Raw genomic sequence first — 19,113 nt, 5'->3', positions numbered from 1 at the left:
TCGTTCTTCGTTGTTCGAAAGGCAGCCCGAACCAGATCTTTGCGCAACCTATGAGTTGTAGAGACCCACGGCAAACAAGCAGGGATAACAGTTGAAGGAGGTTTAATGGCGGGACTTTAGTAATTCCCGGTATCAGAAAATCGATTACGACAGCTGATCCCGTTTTATGTAACCATAAGACATGGTTTCAGGACAGAACAATCCTGTTACCTGGGTTTTGCAGTACAACTATATCATTCATCCTGGATTAAAAGAAAATTTGAATTAACTTTAGAGAGCCTCTCATTTTTAAAAAACAGGTGTATGGGCAAGTCTGTTTTGTTAAGGTATAATATCTTCTTATTACTGCTCCCATCGTTCATGGTCATTTCATGCAACAGCGAAACAACAAAAGCAATTTCAACAGTTGAATACTCCTGTGGCAATGGTTCGAAACTGACAGTAAGTTATTATAAAGATTCTGCCGTGGTGAAAGGATCGATAAATGGTATTGATGTGAATTGGTCATTGCCACAGGTGGAGGCCGCATCAGGCATCAGGTATTCCGATGGAAAACTCCAGGTTTGGTCAAAGGGTAAATCAGCACAGATTGATCCCGGAGATGGTCAGGGTTTTGAATGTAGTGAGTAATCACGATCTCCCTTAACATTTGCATATGGAAATCTTTCAACAGAAGGGCGTAAAAAATGTATTCATTATACTGGCAATCATCATTGCATTGTACTGGGTAGTTGCTTTTTTTACCAATGTGTACAGTCTGAAAATTCTGGACGCCATTTATGAAATTCTCTGGCTGCCAACATTATTACTCACATTTATCATTCCGGTATTTTCTTTCATCATCTGGGCTGGTGAAAAATTCAAACTGAAATCAGCTTATCTCTTCTCGTTACTCCTTTCCGTTATTACCATTCTCCTGATCAGCTTTGTGAGGCCATAATAGTTATTTGATTTGTGGTCACAAAGTTTGAAACACCTCATAATGTGATAATTACCTGGTAATTTTTTTAATTGTGGTTTGTGCTATTTACATTGTCAGATCAAATCAATGTTTGTATTCTGTGAAAAAGACGGAATTAAGCGGGGGGGCCTTGGTAATGAGCTGCAATCGCTCATTATTAAGTTTCGAAATGGAAAAAGGTTGATAATTGATTATAATTTCTGATTCCGCATTTTCAAACTTCCAATTGAAGGTGTGATGTGTTGCAGGATCGCACAGGTGAATGCCCTCTGCAATTGTACCTGTTCCATTTTTCAGAAAATGGTAACGGTTGTCCTGCTGACAAAAATCCAGGATATTTTCATTTTGATCAATAACGCCGTTTTGATTGTAGTCGTATCCTGCGGCAAAAAGTATCCAGGCTTCCTGGGTAAGTAGTTTTTCAGGATTGGTTTCTTGTGCCTCTTTATCACAGCTGAGGACAATTATTGTGGCGGCAGTTGCTATTACAATTTTGAGTATCATTATTCTTGCTTTTATGGTGCAATTTCGACCGCACTGTTTGTTCAATCAGTCACCAAAAAGCAAACTGGAGTGCCCGATACAGGTGAGTATCAAATTGTATATGCAGGTAAATGCTCAGATGCCGGAGCAATTTTATTTAGCGGTGTGTTAAGTTTGAAAAGAATAGTTATCCTGGTTCCATTGAACGAGCTGATACCGAAAATTCCTCCAAGGTCTTCCGTCAATCCTTTCATTAGTTTGAAACCAAGGCCACTGCTGCGGTTATAATCAAAACCGGCGGGCAGTCCCAGGCCGTTGTCTTCAATAGTGATTTGAATATCGCTTTCAGCATTGCATGTAAGTGACACTAAAACAGCCTTACCAGCGCTGTTATCACCAAAGGCATACTTCATAGCATTGGTGATCGCTTCGTTTAACACCAGACCTACAGGCACAGCCTGCGATACATCCATGTCCACCTTATCAATGTTGAGATCAAAAAGTATCTTTCTATTTGGATCGAGCATATCCCGCAAATGCCCGATCAATTCAGGAAGGTACTCAGCCATTTTAATAGAAGAAGTATTTTCTGTCTGATATAATTTCTGATGGATAAGTGACATGGCGAATATCCTGTTCTGACTTTCCTGGATCGCAAATAGTGCATCATCTTTCAGGTAAGCGGACTGTGACTCTAAGAGACTCACTACCGTTTGTAAATTATTTTTCACCCGGTGATGAACCTCTTTCAGTAACCATTCCTTCTCTTCCACCAGCCGGCGCAGTTCAATATTTTTGCTGTTGATCTCTTTATTTGATTTTTGTTTCTGGCGGTACTGGTTGTACAACATACCAAGTACGATCAATAAAATGGCGGATCCGTACAGAATGGCATTACGGGTTAATTTAGTTTGTCTGATCTCCTGTTGTTGCGCCACATTTCGTGTGTTGAGCAGTTCAATTGATTGCTCATGAAGCCTGATGTCCTGGTCTTTTTTTTCAGTCTCAAATTCGGTTTGCAAAGCTGCAATCTGGTTCGTCTTCCTGTTATTATACAATGAATCGTTATGGATTTTATACTGCTTGAATTTTTCCAGTGCCTCTTTAAAATTTCCTTTCTTTTCACTGATTTTAGTGGAAAGCTGAAAGTACCTGGCATAAAAAACAAGTTTTCCCGATGGCATTCTGTCAGCGAAAGTTTTAAATGTCTTTAACCAGTTTTCAGCTTCGTTGAACTGGCCCGCATCTGTGTAATAGGTAATCAGGCTTGAGATGGAAATAGGATGTTCTTTTGATGTGGGTCTTTTCAAAATGGAATTTAGTAAGATGTCGGTCTTGTTTCTGTTCCTGGTTTTATTGTACACTTGCAAAAGCACTGCTTCGTAATCTGCACGCAGGAAGTCAGGCACTGTTTCCGTCTGATCGACTTCCAGCAGGTACTTCATTGTTAAATCGAAATTATTACTGTATTCGAAATTCGAAGCAGAATTGATACCCACGATGTACATATTGCCGGTCTCATGGTATTTTTTAAAGAGCTGGTATGCCTTACCGTAATATTCGTCTGCCTTTTTATAGTCGGAAAGGTAGGAGTAGACCTGACCAAGTCTGCTGTAGATAGTGCCTCGCTGGGACGTGGTATCATTTAACTCTTCAGCGCGTGAAGCGGCCATTAGTGCGTATTTAAGACCGGTCTGGTGATCGTTAAAATAAGCCGCGTAGCAAAAACCCATCAAATCATAGAGGCCGTGAATTTCTTTGTAGCCAATAGACTCATACATCAGCTGCGCCTGTTTAAGGTATTTCAGGGCTTCGTGCGGCTGACCAATGACCTGGTAGCAATCTCCAAGATTCTGAAGAGCATATCCACGCTGTTGTTTGTTCCCGGATTTCTGGTAGGCAGAATCCGCCATCTTAATGATCCTGATGCGTTCCGTCATTTCCCCGGGTACCCATGGAGAGTAATAATGCATCAATTGCAAATAAGCCTCACCCAGCCAGTCGTATTCTTTCTGTTCCGAACAATATTGGATTGCCCGCACTGCAAGTGTCTTCCCTTTGTCTGTGTTACCTTTTTCCCGTGTAGCCATCCCTGATAGTATCATGGCGTGCGCAATTCCTGCAGCGTATGATGTTTGTCTGCTGGATGCTTCTGCCTGGTTGGCAAGAAATATTGCGCTGTCAAGATCTTTATGATCTTCACCAGGCTTTAATATAAATGACCTTGACTTTTGCAATACTGCATTAATGACTGCGGTATCGGTTGGTGTGATAATAGATTTTCCTTTCGTGACTGAATGCTCATTACCGGCGAGTTTCTGAGCTTTTGCTGTTGTACTTAATGATAGAGAAAGTGTTACCACCCAGATGAAAGAGATGCGCATAAAGATTTATATCATGTTGAAACAAAAAATCCGGTTTTCAAGTGGTAGATAAAATAGTTGAAAACTCAGAATTTCCTGATGATGATTACTCCGGCAATAATGAGCATCACACCAAAAAAACGCCAGATATTCATGCTGTGTTGTTGAGCAACCAGCACATTGAAATGATCAAGTAATATGGCAATCAGCATCTGCCCCGCAACTACGAGCCCAAACGTCAATGCGGCGCCGATTCGCGGAAAGGCCATGATGATTGCCGTAACATAAAAGGCCCCCAGGATCCCTGGTGTCCAGGCGTACCAGGGTGCAGATCTTATGCCTGCCCAGGAAATCTGATTTTTCGAAATAATATTATAAATCAGCAATCCGGCCAGGCCGATCGCAAACGAAATGATGGAAGCGTGTACCGGGCTTTCCAGCGATTTCCCCATTCTTGCGTTCAGGCCTGCCTGGATCGGAAGAATGGCACCGGATATTAACGCGATAAAAATCCATAACTCTTTCATACGAATGTTTTGCTGTTTTCTTCACCTGGTAAACAGGAATCAACCCTGCAAATAAACTGAATTCGCAATCACAAATGGAAATTTTGTCTTTCGCGCGAGACGGGCAGACTTGTAAAAGCCGGATATTTTTGAATTATGACGCAATCATTTCGGCGAGTTGCTGTCGTTTGTAATCGGTGAAATTCATTCCGCAATTGATTTTAAAAAACTTACTGAAGTGAGCGATATTATCAAACCCGAGATTATAGGCTATTTCTTTCATACTTACAGCGACTGACCTCGCCTGTTTTTTTGCTTCGGAAATGATATGTCTTTGTATATGTTGACTTGCCGTGAGGCCTGTCGTTCTTTTTACTGTCCGGTTGAGATAATTTGGCGTAACACAAAGTATAGATGCATAGTCGCTTACCATTTTTGTACTTGTGAAATTTTTCCTCAGCAACTGCAGGAATTTTCTGACGAGTTCCGTTTCCCTGTTATATCCAGCAGCATTTGACGACGACGATTGGTTTCTTGAAAAATATAAAAGAAACACATTGAGTAATGCTCTGAGCAATTCTGTTTTCCTGTTATAATCGTTTGTAAATTCCCTGAGCATACGTTGCGCAATCGTATCCAGCCCCGCATGCATTTCAGGTTCTGTGTTTACAGAGATGACCCCCGCTAAATCGTTGAGATCATCATTAAAAGAATTGACTGTAATTCCTGCTGAGTATATCCGTATAAATTCAGGGGAAAAGGAAATATAAAAGCCTTCCAGACCCGGTTCAGGATAATACAGCCTGCAATGGCCAGGCGATATGCAATAGATATGGTTTTTGCTGAGCGGATGCTCACCACCATCAAGAATCAGTGTTGCATTCCCGTGTTTAATCCAGTAAAGTTCAAATACCGCCAGTTTGCTATTTCGGTTGCTGGTTTCAGTTAGTGCAGGATGCTCCCGCGTATCCAGGCCGGAGATATTAAACTGGGAACAAAATCCTGAACTTATCGCATTTCCTGGGTTGTAAAACGATGACAGATGTTCTGGCTGGTTACCCGTGTAGGCTTTCATAACAGAAAGATTGGTGATGACCTTAATAAGCCAATTCGGATGCCATATTTACAATATATTGAAAATTATACACTTAGCTGAAAGTCAGGGATAGAAAATTTGCGTTATTTCGCTAATTAGCGAAGCAGGCAGCGACTTTTCAATAACCCTAATCACTATTTTTATAGGGATATAATTCCGCAAATGGCATCTTCCGAAAAAGACTTGAGAGAAAGTTTGAAAACACTGCAAAACTCATTGGAGGAAAATGAGGTTTTGCTTTCGCTTTCCCAGGATTTTGCGCAGTTCCGTCATCGCGGTGGATCGCTTGATGAAGCCAGGCCCAAATTGAAAAGATTGTTCGGATCCGAAAATGTGTTTATTTGCACACTCAATGAAAGCCTTCGATGTATTTCGCCACTGTTACGCATAGGCGATATGGACAGAAGTAAAAATGATGGCTGGAAGCAACTTATTCAAACTGATATTCCAATAGATGATGGCGTGCTGAGTCAGATTCTTTTTTCCACCGGTCATGGTATCATTGAACTGGAGAAAATCTCGAAGAGGAAATCGGTCCCCGCTTACGTTCCTTGTCTTCTTGCTGCGGGAATCAAGGAAGGGATGAGCCGGTCAATCATAATCAATAGCAAACCGGTAGGCCAGGTTACGATCTGGAGAGATAAGGTTGGTTTATTTACCGAACATCATGAACATTTATTACAGCGGGTTGCTGACCAGGTTTCACTGATGATTATGAATCTTGCCGATTTCGAATTGGTTCGAAAGCGTGAAGAGGAAAATTTGCGTGTAAGTAAAAAAATTACAAAACAACTGGAGGAGATCAGCAGGTACAAGGAACAACTTGAAGAAGAGAAATCTTATTTACAGGAGGAAGTCAGCAGCGGGTATAGCTATGCTGATATCATCGGAGCCAGTAAGTCCATGAACAATGTTTTCCTCCAGCTTTCAAAAGTCGCGTTTGCAAACAGTACAGTTTTGTTGCTTGGAGAGACGGGTACGGGGAAAGAGCTTGTAGCCAGAGCGATTCACAATCAATCGCCAAGAAAAGACAAGCTTATGGTCAAGATCAACTGCGCGGCGATGCCGGCCAACCTGATCGAAAGTGAATTGTTTGGTCATGAGAAAGGAAGTTTTACCGGTGCAACTGAAAGAAGAATTGGCAAATTTGAATTGGCACAGGATGGAACATTGTTCCTGGATGAGATCGGGGAAATGCCCATCGAGCTCCAGGTTAAACTGCTACGCGCAATACAGGAAAGAGAAATAGAAAGAATTGGTGGTAAGGCAACAATAAAAGTGAATGTGAGAATAATTGCCGCAACCAATCGTAATCTTCTGAAGGAAGTAGAAGAGGGGCGTTTTCGTTCTGATCTTTTTTATCGACTTAATGTATTTCCGATTACCATGCCTCCTTTGCGGGAAAGAAAAGAAGATATTCCCCGTCTGGTCAATTCATTTATCATCAAATATGCAAAATCAACTGGCAGAAGGGTGGACAGCATCTCGGCGAAAGCGTTAAAGGAACTGATGAGTTACAGCTGGCCGGGCAATGTCCGCGAACTTGAATACCTCGTGGAGCGAAGTGTACTCACAGCAACGGGTACCCGTATAAATGATATTGAACTCCCCGTTCATAATAAACTGGTGCTGAAGAAAGTACTTGAGGATGAATACCTGAAAACTCATGAGGAGAATGAAAGGGACCATATTCTCAGGGTATTGTCTATTTGTAAAGGAAAGATATATGGACCTGGTGGTGCCGCAGAGATCCTGGGGTTACGGGTTTCAACGCTGAATTCGAAAATGAAAAAACTGGGAATACAAAAAAAGCATCAGTTTGGAGTTTCACAAAGCCAGGGTTCTGCAAGATAGAATGAAATGTATAAATTTTGTTCCGATTTGTATGAAGATAAGTTCACACGCTTGTCTACATTTCCACGTTGCCCGCTGCAATAGGCAACAGAAAAATGATCGGAGTCCTGACCAGGACAAAAAATGAAGAAAAAAATTTTAATTGTAGAAGATCAGTTTATTGAAGCCAATAATCTGCAAATGATTTTGGAGAGGGCAGGATATACCGTAACAGGAATTGCCAGGTCGGTCCCGTTGGCGCTGGAAATTATAGAAAATGAAATTCCTGATCTTGTGTTGCTGGATATATTTCTGCAGGGAAATCTTACCGGTATTGATCTTGCGAGAAGGCTGAATGAAAGGAGCATCGGCTTTGTTTATCTGTCTGCCAACTCCAATAAAAAAACGCTGGATGAAGCTAAAGTGACCAGGCCCTATGGATTCCTGGTGAAACCATTCAGGGAGAAAGATGTACTTGTAACTCTGGACATCGCATGGTACCTGCATGAGCAACATATTGAATCCAACAGATCGAGAATCATCAGTGAAGTGTTAACCACCAGGATCCCGGAGTTTAAAAATATTATTGGTGAAAGCGCATCATGGAAAAAAGTGCTTGAACAGGTTCTCACAGTTGCCCGCACGGAAACTTCAGTGTTGCTTCTTGGAGAAAGTGGCACTGGAAAGGAAAAAATTGCAGAAGCCATACATCATATTTCACCGAGGGCACAAAAGCCTTTTATAAAAACGAATTGTGCTGCCCTTCCTTTTACGTTAATCGAATCTGAACTTTTCGGTCATGAACGTGGCGCATTTACAGGCGCTGCTGATAGACGGATAGGACGATTTGAATCAGCAGATGGCGGTACGATTTTCCTCGATGAGATAGGCGAGATCCCTCTGGAAACGCAAGCAAAATTGCTCCGTGTATTGCAGGAAAAGGAGATTGAGCGTCTGGGCGGTGGAACACCTATAAAAGTGAATATCCGGATCATCGCAGCCACCAACAGGAACCTGGAGAAAGAAGTTGCGGAAAACAGGTTCCGTTTGGATTTGTATTATCGATTGAATGTTTTTCCGTTGGTACTGCCATCATTACGGGAAAGGAAGGATGATATCCCCCTGCTTGTAAATTATTTTATGAAGCAGTTTGCGAAACGAGTCGGTAGGGAAATTCAATCGGTGACGGCTCATGCAATGAATCAATTGGTGAATTATTCATGGCCAGGAAATATCCGTGAGCTGGAAAATATCATGGAACGCACAATCCTCCTGGCTAGGGGAGCCGTTATTGAAGAAGTTATTTTACCTGAAAATAAAGTTATCGGCATACCTGGTACATCTCCCCCGGTAATTAAAACGATCGAGGAAAATGAACGTGATCATATCGTGGAAATATTAAAGCAATGCAACGGAAAGATTTCTGGTGAAGGCGGCGCGGCGGAGTTGCTGAATATCAATGTATCGACGCTCAATTCAAAAATCAAAAAACTAGGTATTCTCAAAGAACACTATTACGTGATCACCAGGCATAATTCCTGATGTCGAAGAACTACCGTCATATTTATTTATTGAGAAGACCCGCGCTGTTGTATTTGTTTCTCACACTGGGAACTGTAGTTCTCCCGAATAATGTAAAGTCACAATCTGATGTAAAAAAATGGCTGACTCAATTAAGAAAGGAAATTTCCAGGACGAACGAGTACGACCGGGAAAAATTAACAAGGATTCAGAACATACGGCAGCAAGCAGGCACAGGAAAAATGTCTGCATTTGATCAGGGGAAGTTGTTGTACACGGAGTTTGCTTCCAACAGTTTTGATTCTGCATATTACTACGCAAAGGAGATGTCAGAAAACGCTGTTACAGCCAGTGAGAAAGCAGTTGCGTCAATCAAAACCGCTATGATCCTGCTTTCAACAGGCATGTATAAAGAAGTCTTTGACATCCTGGACAGCCTGGATGTGTCTGAACTCGAAAATAATTGCCGAAAAGATTATTTCATTCTGAAAGCCCGCAATTATTTTGACCTGGCTGATTTCGCAAAGGAAAAGTACTATACAAATGAATATAACCTGATTGCTTCCCGGGTACTGGATTCGGCATTGTATTACTCCGATAGCGATACCTTTTCATTTTTGTATTACAACGGATTGAAAAGTATCCGATCAAATAATATTAAATCTGCAACCGCTTATTTTAATCAATTGATTAATTCAGAAAAATTGACTTTGCGTGAGCAGGCAATACTCAATTCCACTTACGGCGATATTCATATCAGGAAAGGGAAAAACGATTCTGCAATTATCCTGCTCGCAAAGGCTGCAATTGCTGACATACAATCTTCAACCAAAGAAACATCGGCCATTTTCAATCTGGCCACACTGCTTTTTAAGTCGGGGGATCTGCAGAATGCGTCCATATTCATTCAAAAAGCGTCCGATGATGCGAGAATTTATGGAGCAAAACAAAGAATGATTCAACTCAGTACCATTCTGCCGATGATTGAAGCCGAACGGCTTTCGGTAATGGAACGTGAGAAGATCAATATCACACGTTATGCTCTAATCATTACGGTTCTTTTTCTTTTCCTCAGCGGGTTGATTTTTATTGTGGTGCGTCAGGTTAAAAAACTGAAGGCACAGCAGGAATTAATCAATAACAAAAATTTTTCCCTGCACCATCTGATAAAAGAGAAGGAATGGCTGCTGAAAGAAGCGCATCATCGCGTCAAAAATAACCTGCATACCATAAACAGTTTGCTGGAATCACAGGCCGCTTTTTTGAATGGGGACGCGTTGCTGGCCATCAGGCAGAGCCAGCACCGGGTGTACGCCATGTCGCTCATTCATCAGAAACTGTACAATCCGGAAACGAATGGAGAAGGAATAGACATGCAGATGTATATTACCGAACTGGTGAAGCATCTGAAAGATAGTTTTGAAGATGCTGTAATTCCCGAATTTGAATTGTTTATCGATCCGGTGATTCTTGATATTGCTTTGGCGGTTCCTCTGGGGTTGATATGTAATGAGGCGATAACCAACGCGGTTCGTCACGCCTTCCGTGGACGAACGCCAGGCATCACCCGGATATTACTGCGAAAGATCGGAAATAACGCATTGGAGATGATAGTGTCTGACAATGGCAATGGTTTGTCAGCAAAGAATAATGAAATTTTTTCGCGAACACTTGGAATTCGATTGATGAAAGGACTTAGTGACGATATCGCAGCTACGATTGATATTACTGGCAATAATGGGGTCAGCATCAAACTTGAATTGGATATCGGGAAGAGCATGGGTTATTTAAATGCAATGCCGGTTGTTTAGTCCCCTTACTTGATCGGCAACAAAAAAAAATAACAGTTATGTTACGTAAAACTTTGTGTGTTCTTATTCATGGATATCCTTAACAGTGATCCATTCATGTAGAACAAAATTGATTGAGACAGAACCTGGTATGGTTAGCGATACCGGCAGAGTAGTAATCATTGTCGATGCAGAAGCAGGCAACAAAGGTTTATCAGATTTTAATGGACCCGTATTTGTTCATACGGGGTTGATAACGGACAGTTCGGAATATCCGAATGAATGGCGTTATGTGAAATTCAAATGGGGATCAATGGAAGAAAGGGCAGGAGCTATTGAAATCGGCAAAAACAAATGGGCATATACCATTCCTGATATCAGGTCATTTTTCGGTGTCAGTAAGGACGAGAAGATTTTAAAGCTGGCGTTTCTTTTTCGAGAGAGAAATTGTATTGATACTTTTTGCAGCGTATTATGGAACGTTGATAAGAGTGATTTATCTATTGATATTGCAGGTCGGCAGATGTTATAAACTACGTGCCCTTTGTGCCTTTGCGGTACAGATTTGTCGGTATTTTTTTGCACCACAAAGACACATAGGAAACATAGAAATACAAAAAGAGGCTAAGATATACAAAATCAACACTCGGAATAATCAGATGCAAAAGTTCCATTAACCGCGTAGATATCTTTCAAAGCGATCTCCAGGTCATTATCAAGCCTGATCACCTGGTTCCCATCTTTTTCATACAGTTCCTTTATAAATCCATTCGCCCTCGTAACGCCACTGTCTTCAAACAAAAGAGCAGCTTTCTGACGCGAGGTAAAAAGTTCCTGAACTATTGGTAAAAAGGTTGCATTTACCCCGATCGTTTGCCGCACATCATTTTCCATAGTCTAAGTGTTATTTCGATTCAGAACAATAGGCAATTTATGAAATCTATTGCAGTGCTTTTTTAATGACGGCGGAAGCATACAGTAATGCGGATTGAACTGCCGGTATTGTTGCGAGCGGATTAAGCAATCCATAATCATGAATCAACCCCTGGTACCTGACCAGGGTAACATCAACACCTGCGTTATTCATTTTTCTTGCATAAGCTTCACCCTCATCACGAAGTACATCGTTTTCTGCAGTCTGAACCAGGGCCGGCGGTAGTCCTTTAAGTTCTTCAATACCGGCCTGCAAAGGTGATGCGTAAATATCGTCACGCTGTGCAGGATCAGAAGTGTAATTGTCCCAGAACCACTTCATCATATTCCTGGTCAGGAAACGATCCTTAGCAAAACTATGGTAAGACGTAGTGTCAAAATTCGCATTCGTGACCGGCCAGAAGAGTACCTGGAGTCTTAGTACCGGTCCTTTATTGGCTTTTGCCTTCAATGCAACAGCTGCGGCAAGATTGCCTCCGGCACTATTGCCAACGACAGCAAGCAGAGATCCGTCTATTCCGATTTCATGTCCATGCTGCGCAACCCATTTCGTTGCTGCATAACCCTCGATAAGTGCTGTTGGAAATTTTGCTTCTGGTGAGCGGGTGTAGTCAACATACACTGCAGCCGCACCGGAATTAACAACGAGATCGCGAATAAAACGCTTATGAGTTGGAAAATCGCCGATCACCCAACCCCCACCATGAAAAAACATAAATGCTGGTAAAGTATCTGAGTTATTCTCCGGTTTCATGATGATAAGCTTTACGGTAATTCCGTCTTCGGTGATCGTTTTTTCTGTAACATCAACACCCGACTCATCAACAGTAACGGAAGCCTGCGCACCTTCCAGCACTTTTCTTGCTTCTGCGGGTTGCATGGTTTCCATAGGTTTCCCGCCACTGGTGTTTAATGCTTTGAGAAAAGCTTTTGTCTCCACTTCGATCGATGGGTCATCGAAATAGTCTGTTATGATATTCTCCTGTTTCATCGTTTGATCTTTAGAAAATTTATTTGAATATTCAAATGATTCCGTGTCTGCATTTTTTATGATGCACAGTATTTTTATTTTGAAAAGACTTTTGATTAACTGTTGAGTGTGAATTCTGAGCTGATGGCAGCATTCAACACTTTGCTGACCGGGCAATTTTTCTCAGCATCTTTTACACATGCAGAAAATATTTCTTCAGAAATTCCGGGCACTTTCGCCTGGATGATAAGATGTGATGCTGTGATTGTTGTTCCGTTTTCGAAATTGATAACTGACGACGTCTCCAGTTGTTCAGGAACGAAACCGGCCTCCCCCAATACGAAGCTGAGTTTCATAGTAAAGCAACCGGCATGTGCAGCGGCCAGCAATTCTTCCGGATTCGTCCCCGTTCCCTCTGCAAAGCGACTCCTGAAAGAGTATGGTGTATTGTTTAAAGTCAGACTCTGTGTTGTTAGAAATCCGTTACCGTCTTTTCCATCACCGTTCCACACGGCAATTGCTTTTCTTTTCATCTTTTTAAGTTTTTTTCTGTTGTCTCTATTTCGCAGTTTTGGCGGCAGTTTCAATAACGTCGCACACCGGAGCTGGTTTCGACATGAAAACAAGATGACTTGCTTTGATTTCCGTTACTTTCATATTGGCTCGTTTTGCCATGAATCTTTCTGCATCGGGAGGAATAGTCTGATCTTCCTGCGCAACAATATACCAGCTGGGTTTTGCCTTCCAGGCCGGTGACGTAATAGCGTAACCGAAAACCGACGCGGAAACAGGTATCTGCGAAGCGGCGAGAAAGTCGGCCTGCGCTTTGGGCAGGTCAGCACAAAAACCGGAATGATATTTCTTCATATCATACCATACAAATCCTGCTTCGTCGGGAGGAAGAATACCCGAATGTGGTGCGGGTGGTCCTGATTGTAAAAGCTGAAGCAATGTCTCATTTGCATCGGGTGCAAATGCTGCGATATACACCAGGCCCGCGACTTTTGGATCGTTGCCTGCTTCGGTAATGATAGCGCCACCGTACGAGTGGCCCACTAAAAGGACGGGCCCATCCTGTCGTGCAATTACCCGTTTTGTAGCAGCCACATCTTCCGCCATTCCGGTATTGGGATTACCGACAACACTGACATTGTAGCCTTTCTTTTTTAAAATCTGGTAAACAGGTTCCCAGCCGGAACCGTCAGCAAATGCGCCATGTACCAATACAATGTTTTTAATCTGTGCATTTGTTTTCTGAAATGATACTCCAAGAAACGTAATCGCGAGAAACATGTATGCAATTCTTCGCATCATGTTTTTGTTTTGTTCTTTCATTGTTTGTATTTTTTAAATTTAATGAGAAGTGAAATTAGATTTGCGCGAGCATGAAGTCAATTGCTATATGGGGAGTAGTGTTGTATAATCAGACAGTAGACGGTGGACGGGAGACAGTGCGAGCAGGCATTGAGTAGTAGGAAGTTCCAGGCCAGAATAGTTTGTTGCTAAAAAAAATCGGCCATTTGCTAATAGTGATATTGCCTGTTACCTGAACAGGATTCAGAATATGGAATGCAGAATTCAGTAACAAAACCGAAATAGAACTGAAAAACGGGATGTGGTTTTTTTTCGTAGAGACGCGATGCATCGCGGCTCTACGAAAAACGAAAAACGAAAAACGAAAAACGGATTTCTTGCGTACTATCTGCTGCCTTCTTACTTCTGCTTTTTAAGTGCCACCCGCTCCCCCGATACAAGAAATACTGTTTTTCTCCTGATCTCCGGATGTTCATTAACTACCTTCTGCAGGTGAGATTCTTTTTCTTTGAAATGCGACCAGCCTTTATGATGAATCGGAATGATCGTTCCAGGTTGAATGACCTGTACTGATTTCAGGAGATCGCTACTATTCATGGTATATTGTCCAAAACCGGTGAGGTACCTGAACTGAACACTGCCTACATGGAATATGCCTATATCAACCGTAAAGCGTTTGGCTACTTCTTCAATGCCTTTGAAATAAACGGTGTCACCAGAGATATAAATACATTGTTTGTAATCATCTTCAAATTCAATTAAGAAACCAATTACTTTTCCTGTAACGAATTCAGGGATCCACCAGGGATGGTGTTGTGCAGGCGTTGCAGTGATTTTCAGGCCAGGCAATTTGCTTGAATGGATCGAAAGGGATTCCCAATTATCAAGTCCGGTGATCCCGGGAATTAGTTTTGCTGCGGCTTTTGTGGAGATTACTTTAGAAACATTTTTTGTGAACGCCTTCCCTTTGTGATCAAAATTGTCTTTATGCTGATGATGACTGAGCAATATGAGATCGATATCTTTTAATTCCGAAACAGGTACAGCAGGACTTGTTGTTTTTTTACTGAAGGATCCTGAACCATGATAATACCACCCACCGGCGTCATCGAGCGTAGGATCAGTGAGTATGCGAAAATTATTTATTTCCAGGAGAACACAGGCGGTATCGATATGGGTGATGTGGATGGACATTTTTCAGACGATAGACGGTAAACGAAGCGGGTAGGAGGTTATAGTTAGTTTATATTTCCCTTAGTACGGTGTGCGAATTATCTTAATACTGATTATTTATTTTCAAAGCTATTTATCAACCTGGATTTATTCAATGATTAAAACGTGCTTTTTGTTGCCTATTTGGAGTATGCTAAATAGAATTAGATAGATTACCGATACATCGCTTTGCATACGGATTTACGTAATTCATCAGGCAACATATTTACTGTTTCTTCATTCCCCACCGTCGCATCGCTAATCGGGCGGGTGCTTTACCGCCTTACTGTCCATGTGTTTTTAATAGCAACAGCGATCATATTAGACTAAAACCCGGAATAACGCCTGCGAGAATAGTTCAGCGACGACGGGGGAAGAAAAGTGGACGATATACAAGCAGATTGTGAGCTATAAAAATAATCCGACTCCAGCCCAAATCGAGAGTAAATTATTGCATACACTATTTAATCTAATATGCTATATAAAAGACGGGACTTGTGATCGTATAAATCAAGAGTGGAAATCATATATAATCTGCACACTAAAAAAAGAACATAGTTGTTATTCCTATCACTGAGTCAGAACAAGACGACCACTATTTGCATCTTGGTACAGATTTTCTGAATGGTGTGCCAACCGTGCAATAAGCATATTTTTGATGCACAGAATAAGCAGTTGTATTTATTGAGAAATGGAAAAAACTGAGACCCATCAAGCCATAATCATAGCCCGTTTTTAAAAATATATCGAAGGATATTGAAGAAGGAAAAAAAGGATTTTGATGCAATAGTAGTGGGCTCCGGTCCGAATGGACTTGCGGCTGCGATCACCATTCAGCAGCAGGGGCTTTCTGTTTTGCTGATCGAAGGAAAAGACCAGATCGGTGGAGGAATGCGTACCGCTGAACTCACGTTGCCAGGGTTCAAGCATGATGTTTGTTCTGCAATTCACCCGATGGCTGCGGGTTCTCCATTTTTCAAAACATTGCCATTGCATGAATTTGGTCTGGAGTGGATCTATCCTCCGGTAGCAGCTGCTCATCCTTTGGATAATGGCGAGGCGGCAATCTTAACACATCATATTTTCGACACCGCGGAACAACTGGGAAGCGATGCAGCGGCTTACAAAAATCTGATCGGCCCGATTTTAAAAAACTGGCCGGCTTTTGTCAAGGATTTGCTGGCGCCGCTGCATTTTCCCGGGAAGCCCTTTGCTATGGCTGGATTTGGGTTAAAAGGATTGCAATCGGCAAAACTACTTTCACGAACATTCAAAACAGAAAAAGCAAAGGCGCTGTTTGCTGGCATGGCTGCTCATTCCATTTTGCCACTGGATAAGATGGCGAGTGCTGCGATAGGTCTTGTACTAATGACTGCCGCCCATGCTGACGGATGGCCGATTCCGGGAGGCGGTTCACAATCTTTAGCGAATGCGTTGGCAGATTACTTTGTATCGATTGGGGGACAGATTGAAACAGGTAACATGATCAGTTCGCTTTACCAATTGCCTTCATCGCGGGCAGTGCTGTTAGATGTTACGCCCAGACAGTTGTTAAAAATTGCCGGTCAGAAATTTTCAACCATATATCGATCTCAGCTTAGTCGTTACCGTTATGGTATGGGTGTTTTCAAAATTGATTGGGCACTTGATAGTCCGATTCCATTTACAGCAAAGGATTGCAGCAAGGCGGGAACTGTGCATATTGGTGGCACCTGGAATGAGATCGCACATTCGGAACAGCAGAGCTGGAAGGGTATTCATTCCCGGAAACCTTTTGTATTACTTGCACAGCAAAGTGTGTTTGACAAAACAAGAGCACCTTCCGGAAAGCACACGGCCTGGGCTTATTGTCATGTTCCATCCGGGTCTGATAAAAATATGACGGACATCATCGAACAACAGGTGGAAAGATTTGCGCCTGGTTTCAGAGATCTGATCTCGGGAAGGCATACCATGAATAGTAAAGAGCTCGAGCAGTACAATCCGAATTATATTGGTGGAGATATCAATGGAGGTGCTGCGATAATAAGTCAGTTGTTCACAAGACCAGCACTTCGTTATTCACCCTACAGAACTTCCGCAAAAGGTATTTATGTTTGCTCATCGTCTACACCACCTGGGGGAGGTGTGCACGGGATGAACGGATGGCATGCAGCAAAACGGGCATTGAAGGATATTTTTAAAATCAATTTACCACCGGTTTAAAAAAACAGTATGTCGACTAAGGAAAATAAGGTTTTGATTCATGAAGATTGGGCAGTTGTTGTCGCAGGTTTCTTAATTATTATTGCTGCGCTGGCGGGTTTGCAATCGCCGGTAGCACAATTCGGATGGAGCAATAGTGCTGATCTTTCTTCGAAAGTTTTCACTCAGCAGAATGCGATAAAAATTTTAGGTCAGTTCCTGTTCACATTGGTAGCGGCAATCATTGTTGCTTTCTTAACCGGTAAGTCTGTAAAGAAGATCGTTACCCTATTTCCGGTGATTTTCATTCTTACACTGATAGCGTTATTGCTGGCAGGAAACAGCACTATAAAAGGATTAAATCTTGAAGCAGTGATCTTTAGTTTAGGTATCGGTCTGCTGATAGGGAATACTGTTAAACTTCCGGCTTCATTTCGTTCTGCATTGAATGGTGAGTTGTTTGTAAAGATTGGTTTAGTATTACTGGGAACAACAGTAATTTTTGCTGATGTACTGAAAGCAGGCTCGCTTGGATTGATACAGGCATTGGTAGTAGTAATTTCTGTATGGTACTTCGCTTACTGGATCTGTAAAAAACTGAAGATCGATAATGAACTAACAATGATGCTGTCGAGTGCAGTATCGATCTGTGGTGTGTCTGCAGCAATTGCTACTGCAGGTGCGATCAAGGGCGATTCAAAAAAACTATCATATGTTATCTCGCTTGTATTGATTACAGCGATTCCTATGATGATACTCATGCCTGTTGTTGCAAAATGGTTGGGATTATCGGAAGAAGTAACAGGCGCATGGCTGGGAGGTACGATTGATACCACCGGTGCCGTGGTAGCTTCAGGTTCTCTTGTCGGAGAGACAGCGTTAAAGATCAGTACGATCGTAAAATTTTCGCAGAATGTGTTGTTAGGACTGGCAGCTTTCGCTATTTCGATATACTGGACATACACAAATAAAAAACCCGGCGAAGCCGATCAGAAACCTACAGGAAAAGTGATCTGGGATCGCTTTCCAAAATTCGTTCTTGGATTTGTTGCCGCTTCTGTATTATTTTCATTTTTTCTTTCTACCGAAAAAGTTGCAGAAGTAAAAGATGGATTGAAAGCCATTCAGGGGCTATGGTTTGCTCTTGCTTTCACCAGCATCGGACTTGAAACAAATTTCCGTGATCTGATAAGTTCGGGTAGTCGCAAACCGATGATCGCATTTCTGACGGCGCAAGGATTCAATATATTGATCACGTTGCTGATTGCTTATTTGCTTTTTAAATAGTCGTTGAACTGGGTTTGTTGACTGTAGTTGTTGTAAAAATGTAGCGACGCCATGCATGGTGTTCCTGCATGTTTGACGATGATTAATTCCGGTACAAATTGCCGGCGAAACATTTATAAAATTGTAGAGACATCACGCACGACGCCTCTGCAATCTTTTAGTTGCTGTGTCCTGTATTCTGTATACGGTATTCTCTGTTTTCTATCCTTCAATTTTTGTAAATTTCAAACTAACATCCGGCGGTAATCCGATCTTCATAGAAAGGCCGCGGAATTTGTAGTTGGCAAGATTCATCTGTTTCTGCAATTCATCTGCTTTTTCCAGGGACTTTACGATCACCTGTAATAAATTCTTGTCTTCATTTTCCGCCAGCATCTGATCGATAGTGGCTTTGTCAACATCCCTGACTTTGGAGAAAGAAAGTGTTATGCCGGGTGGAATGCCAACATCGACGCTGATATCTGCCAGGCTGAAACCAGTCACTTCAATCAGGGGTGTTAACCCAAGAATGTCAGTCACCAGGGAATTTAATTTGTCTACGCCGGCGTCTTTCAGATCTCCCAGGTAGGAAATGGAATCTTTTAGTTTATCTGCTCCGGCATTGAGCATATCGGAAACGCCGATTTTTAAATCAGTGAGGTCCATAAAAATAGCAGTTTG

18 protein-coding genes are annotated in these 19,113 nt (G+C 42.0%); 8 read left to right on the top strand and 10 right to left on the bottom strand.

Annotated elements, in window-relative coordinates; all coding sequences use genetic code 11:
- Nucleotides 1-303 precede the first annotated feature (303 nt).
- Nucleotides 304-630, top strand: coding sequence for an MliC family protein (locus tag P2W82_RS23345; protein WP_336518375.1), 327 nt, complete (start codon nucleotides 304-306; stop codon nucleotides 628-630).
- Between the two features lie 25 nt (nucleotides 631-655).
- The gene (locus tag P2W82_RS23340; RefSeq protein WP_336518374.1) at nucleotides 656-940 is read left to right on the top strand and encodes a hypothetical protein; all 285 of its coding nucleotides are present in this window, start codon (nucleotides 656-658) and stop codon (nucleotides 938-940) included.
- Between the two features lie 105 nt (nucleotides 941-1,045).
- Here the strand turns inward: P2W82_RS23340 and P2W82_RS23335 are convergent, their stop codons facing one another.
- The 4 genes from P2W82_RS23335 to P2W82_RS23320 all read right to left on the bottom strand — a co-directional run bounded on the left by P2W82_RS23335 (nucleotide 1,046) and on the right by P2W82_RS23320 (nucleotide 5,388).
- Complete coding sequence (locus P2W82_RS23335) at nucleotides 1,046-1,465, bottom strand: hypothetical protein (RefSeq protein WP_336518373.1); 420 nt, start codon at nucleotides 1,463-1,465, stop codon at nucleotides 1,046-1,048.
- An 89-nt stretch (nucleotides 1,466-1,554) separates the two neighbouring features.
- Nucleotides 1,555-3,828: a tetratricopeptide repeat-containing sensor histidine kinase gene (locus tag P2W82_RS23330; protein ID WP_336518372.1), complete on the bottom strand. Its 2,274-nt coding sequence runs from the start codon at nucleotides 3,826-3,828 to the stop codon at nucleotides 1,555-1,557.
- Between the two features lie 65 nt (nucleotides 3,829-3,893).
- Entirely contained in the window at nucleotides 3,894-4,334 is a 441-nt protein-coding gene (locus P2W82_RS23325) for a DMT family transporter (RefSeq protein WP_336518371.1), read from the bottom strand.
- 133 nt (nucleotides 4,335-4,467) lie between these two features.
- Entirely contained in the window at nucleotides 4,468-5,388 is a 921-nt protein-coding gene (locus P2W82_RS23320) for a helix-turn-helix transcriptional regulator (RefSeq protein ID WP_336518370.1), read from the bottom strand.
- Between the two features lie 183 nt (nucleotides 5,389-5,571).
- Between P2W82_RS23320 and P2W82_RS23315 the strand changes: the two genes are divergently transcribed.
- The 4 genes from P2W82_RS23315 (at nucleotide 5,572) to P2W82_RS23300 (ending at nucleotide 11,085) form a co-directional block, all read left to right on the top strand.
- Complete coding sequence (locus P2W82_RS23315; protein WP_336518369.1) at nucleotides 5,572-7,263, top strand: sigma-54 interaction domain-containing protein; 1,692 nt, start codon at nucleotides 5,572-5,574, stop codon at nucleotides 7,261-7,263.
- 123 nt (nucleotides 7,264-7,386) lie between these two features.
- Nucleotides 7,387-8,784 (top strand): sigma-54-dependent transcriptional regulator, encoded by a 1,398-nt coding sequence (locus P2W82_RS23310; RefSeq protein WP_336518368.1) that lies wholly within the window; start codon nucleotides 7,387-7,389, stop codon nucleotides 8,782-8,784.
- A complete protein-coding gene (locus P2W82_RS23305) occupies nucleotides 8,784-10,574 on the top strand; it encodes a DUF6377 domain-containing protein (protein WP_336518367.1) in 1,791 nt (596 codons plus the stop codon). The genes P2W82_RS23310 and P2W82_RS23305 overlap by 1 nt, the downstream gene beginning before the upstream one ends.
- 109 nt (nucleotides 10,575-10,683) lie before the next feature.
- A complete protein-coding gene (locus tag P2W82_RS23300; protein ID WP_336518366.1) occupies nucleotides 10,684-11,085 on the top strand; it encodes a hypothetical protein in 402 nt (133 codons plus the stop codon).
- Between the two features lie 107 nt (nucleotides 11,086-11,192).
- On the opposite strand, the gene P2W82_RS23295 is transcribed toward P2W82_RS23300, so the two are convergent.
- The 5 genes from P2W82_RS23295 to P2W82_RS23275 form a co-directional block, all read right to left on the bottom strand.
- Nucleotides 11,193-11,447 carry a hypothetical protein gene (locus P2W82_RS23295; protein WP_336518365.1) on the bottom strand — a complete coding sequence of 85 codons (255 nt, stop codon included), beginning with the start codon at nucleotides 11,445-11,447 and terminating at the stop codon, nucleotides 11,193-11,195.
- Nucleotides 11,448-11,493: 46 nt separating this feature from the next.
- Nucleotides 11,494-12,477 (bottom strand): alpha/beta hydrolase, encoded by a 984-nt coding sequence (locus P2W82_RS23290; protein WP_336518364.1) that lies wholly within the window; start codon nucleotides 12,475-12,477, stop codon nucleotides 11,494-11,496.
- A gap of 95 nt (nucleotides 12,478-12,572) precedes the next feature.
- The gene (locus P2W82_RS23285) at nucleotides 12,573-12,989 is read right to left on the bottom strand and encodes an OsmC family protein (protein ID WP_336518363.1); all 417 of its coding nucleotides are present in this window, start codon (nucleotides 12,987-12,989) and stop codon (nucleotides 12,573-12,575) included.
- 25 nt (nucleotides 12,990-13,014) lie between these two features.
- Nucleotides 13,015-13,791, bottom strand: coding sequence for an alpha/beta hydrolase (locus P2W82_RS23280; protein WP_336518362.1), 777 nt, complete (start codon nucleotides 13,789-13,791; stop codon nucleotides 13,015-13,017).
- Nucleotides 13,792-14,169: 378 nt separating this feature from the next.
- On the bottom strand, nucleotides 14,170-14,964 hold the full coding sequence (locus tag P2W82_RS23275) for an MBL fold metallo-hydrolase (protein WP_336518361.1): 795 nt from the start codon (nucleotides 14,962-14,964) through the stop codon (nucleotides 14,170-14,172).
- Nucleotides 14,965-15,738: 774 nt separating this feature from the next.
- Here P2W82_RS23275 and P2W82_RS23270 point away from each other — a divergent pair.
- Nucleotides 15,739-17,187, top strand: a complete 1,449-nt coding sequence (locus tag P2W82_RS23270; RefSeq protein ID WP_336518360.1) for a phytoene desaturase family protein — start codon at nucleotides 15,739-15,741, stop codon at nucleotides 17,185-17,187.
- Nucleotides 17,188-17,196: 9 nt separating this feature from the next.
- Nucleotides 17,197-18,453: a YeiH family protein gene (locus P2W82_RS23265; protein WP_336518359.1), complete on the top strand. Its 1,257-nt coding sequence runs from the start codon at nucleotides 17,197-17,199 to the stop codon at nucleotides 18,451-18,453.
- Between the two features lie 201 nt (nucleotides 18,454-18,654).
- Here the strand turns inward: P2W82_RS23265 and P2W82_RS23260 are convergent, their stop codons facing one another.
- Nucleotides 18,655-19,098, bottom strand: a complete 444-nt coding sequence (locus P2W82_RS23260; RefSeq protein ID WP_336518358.1) for a hypothetical protein — start codon at nucleotides 19,096-19,098, stop codon at nucleotides 18,655-18,657.
- Nucleotides 19,099-19,113: the final 15 nt, after the last annotated feature.

The sequence above is a fragment of the Pollutibacter soli genome, from assembly GCA_029269725.1.
Lineage (GTDB): Bacteria > Bacteroidota > Bacteroidia > Chitinophagales > Chitinophagaceae > Pollutibacter > Pollutibacter soli.
The sequence above is the reverse complement of the archived record's forward strand: the minus strand, read 5'-3'. Positions and strand labels throughout refer to the sequence as shown.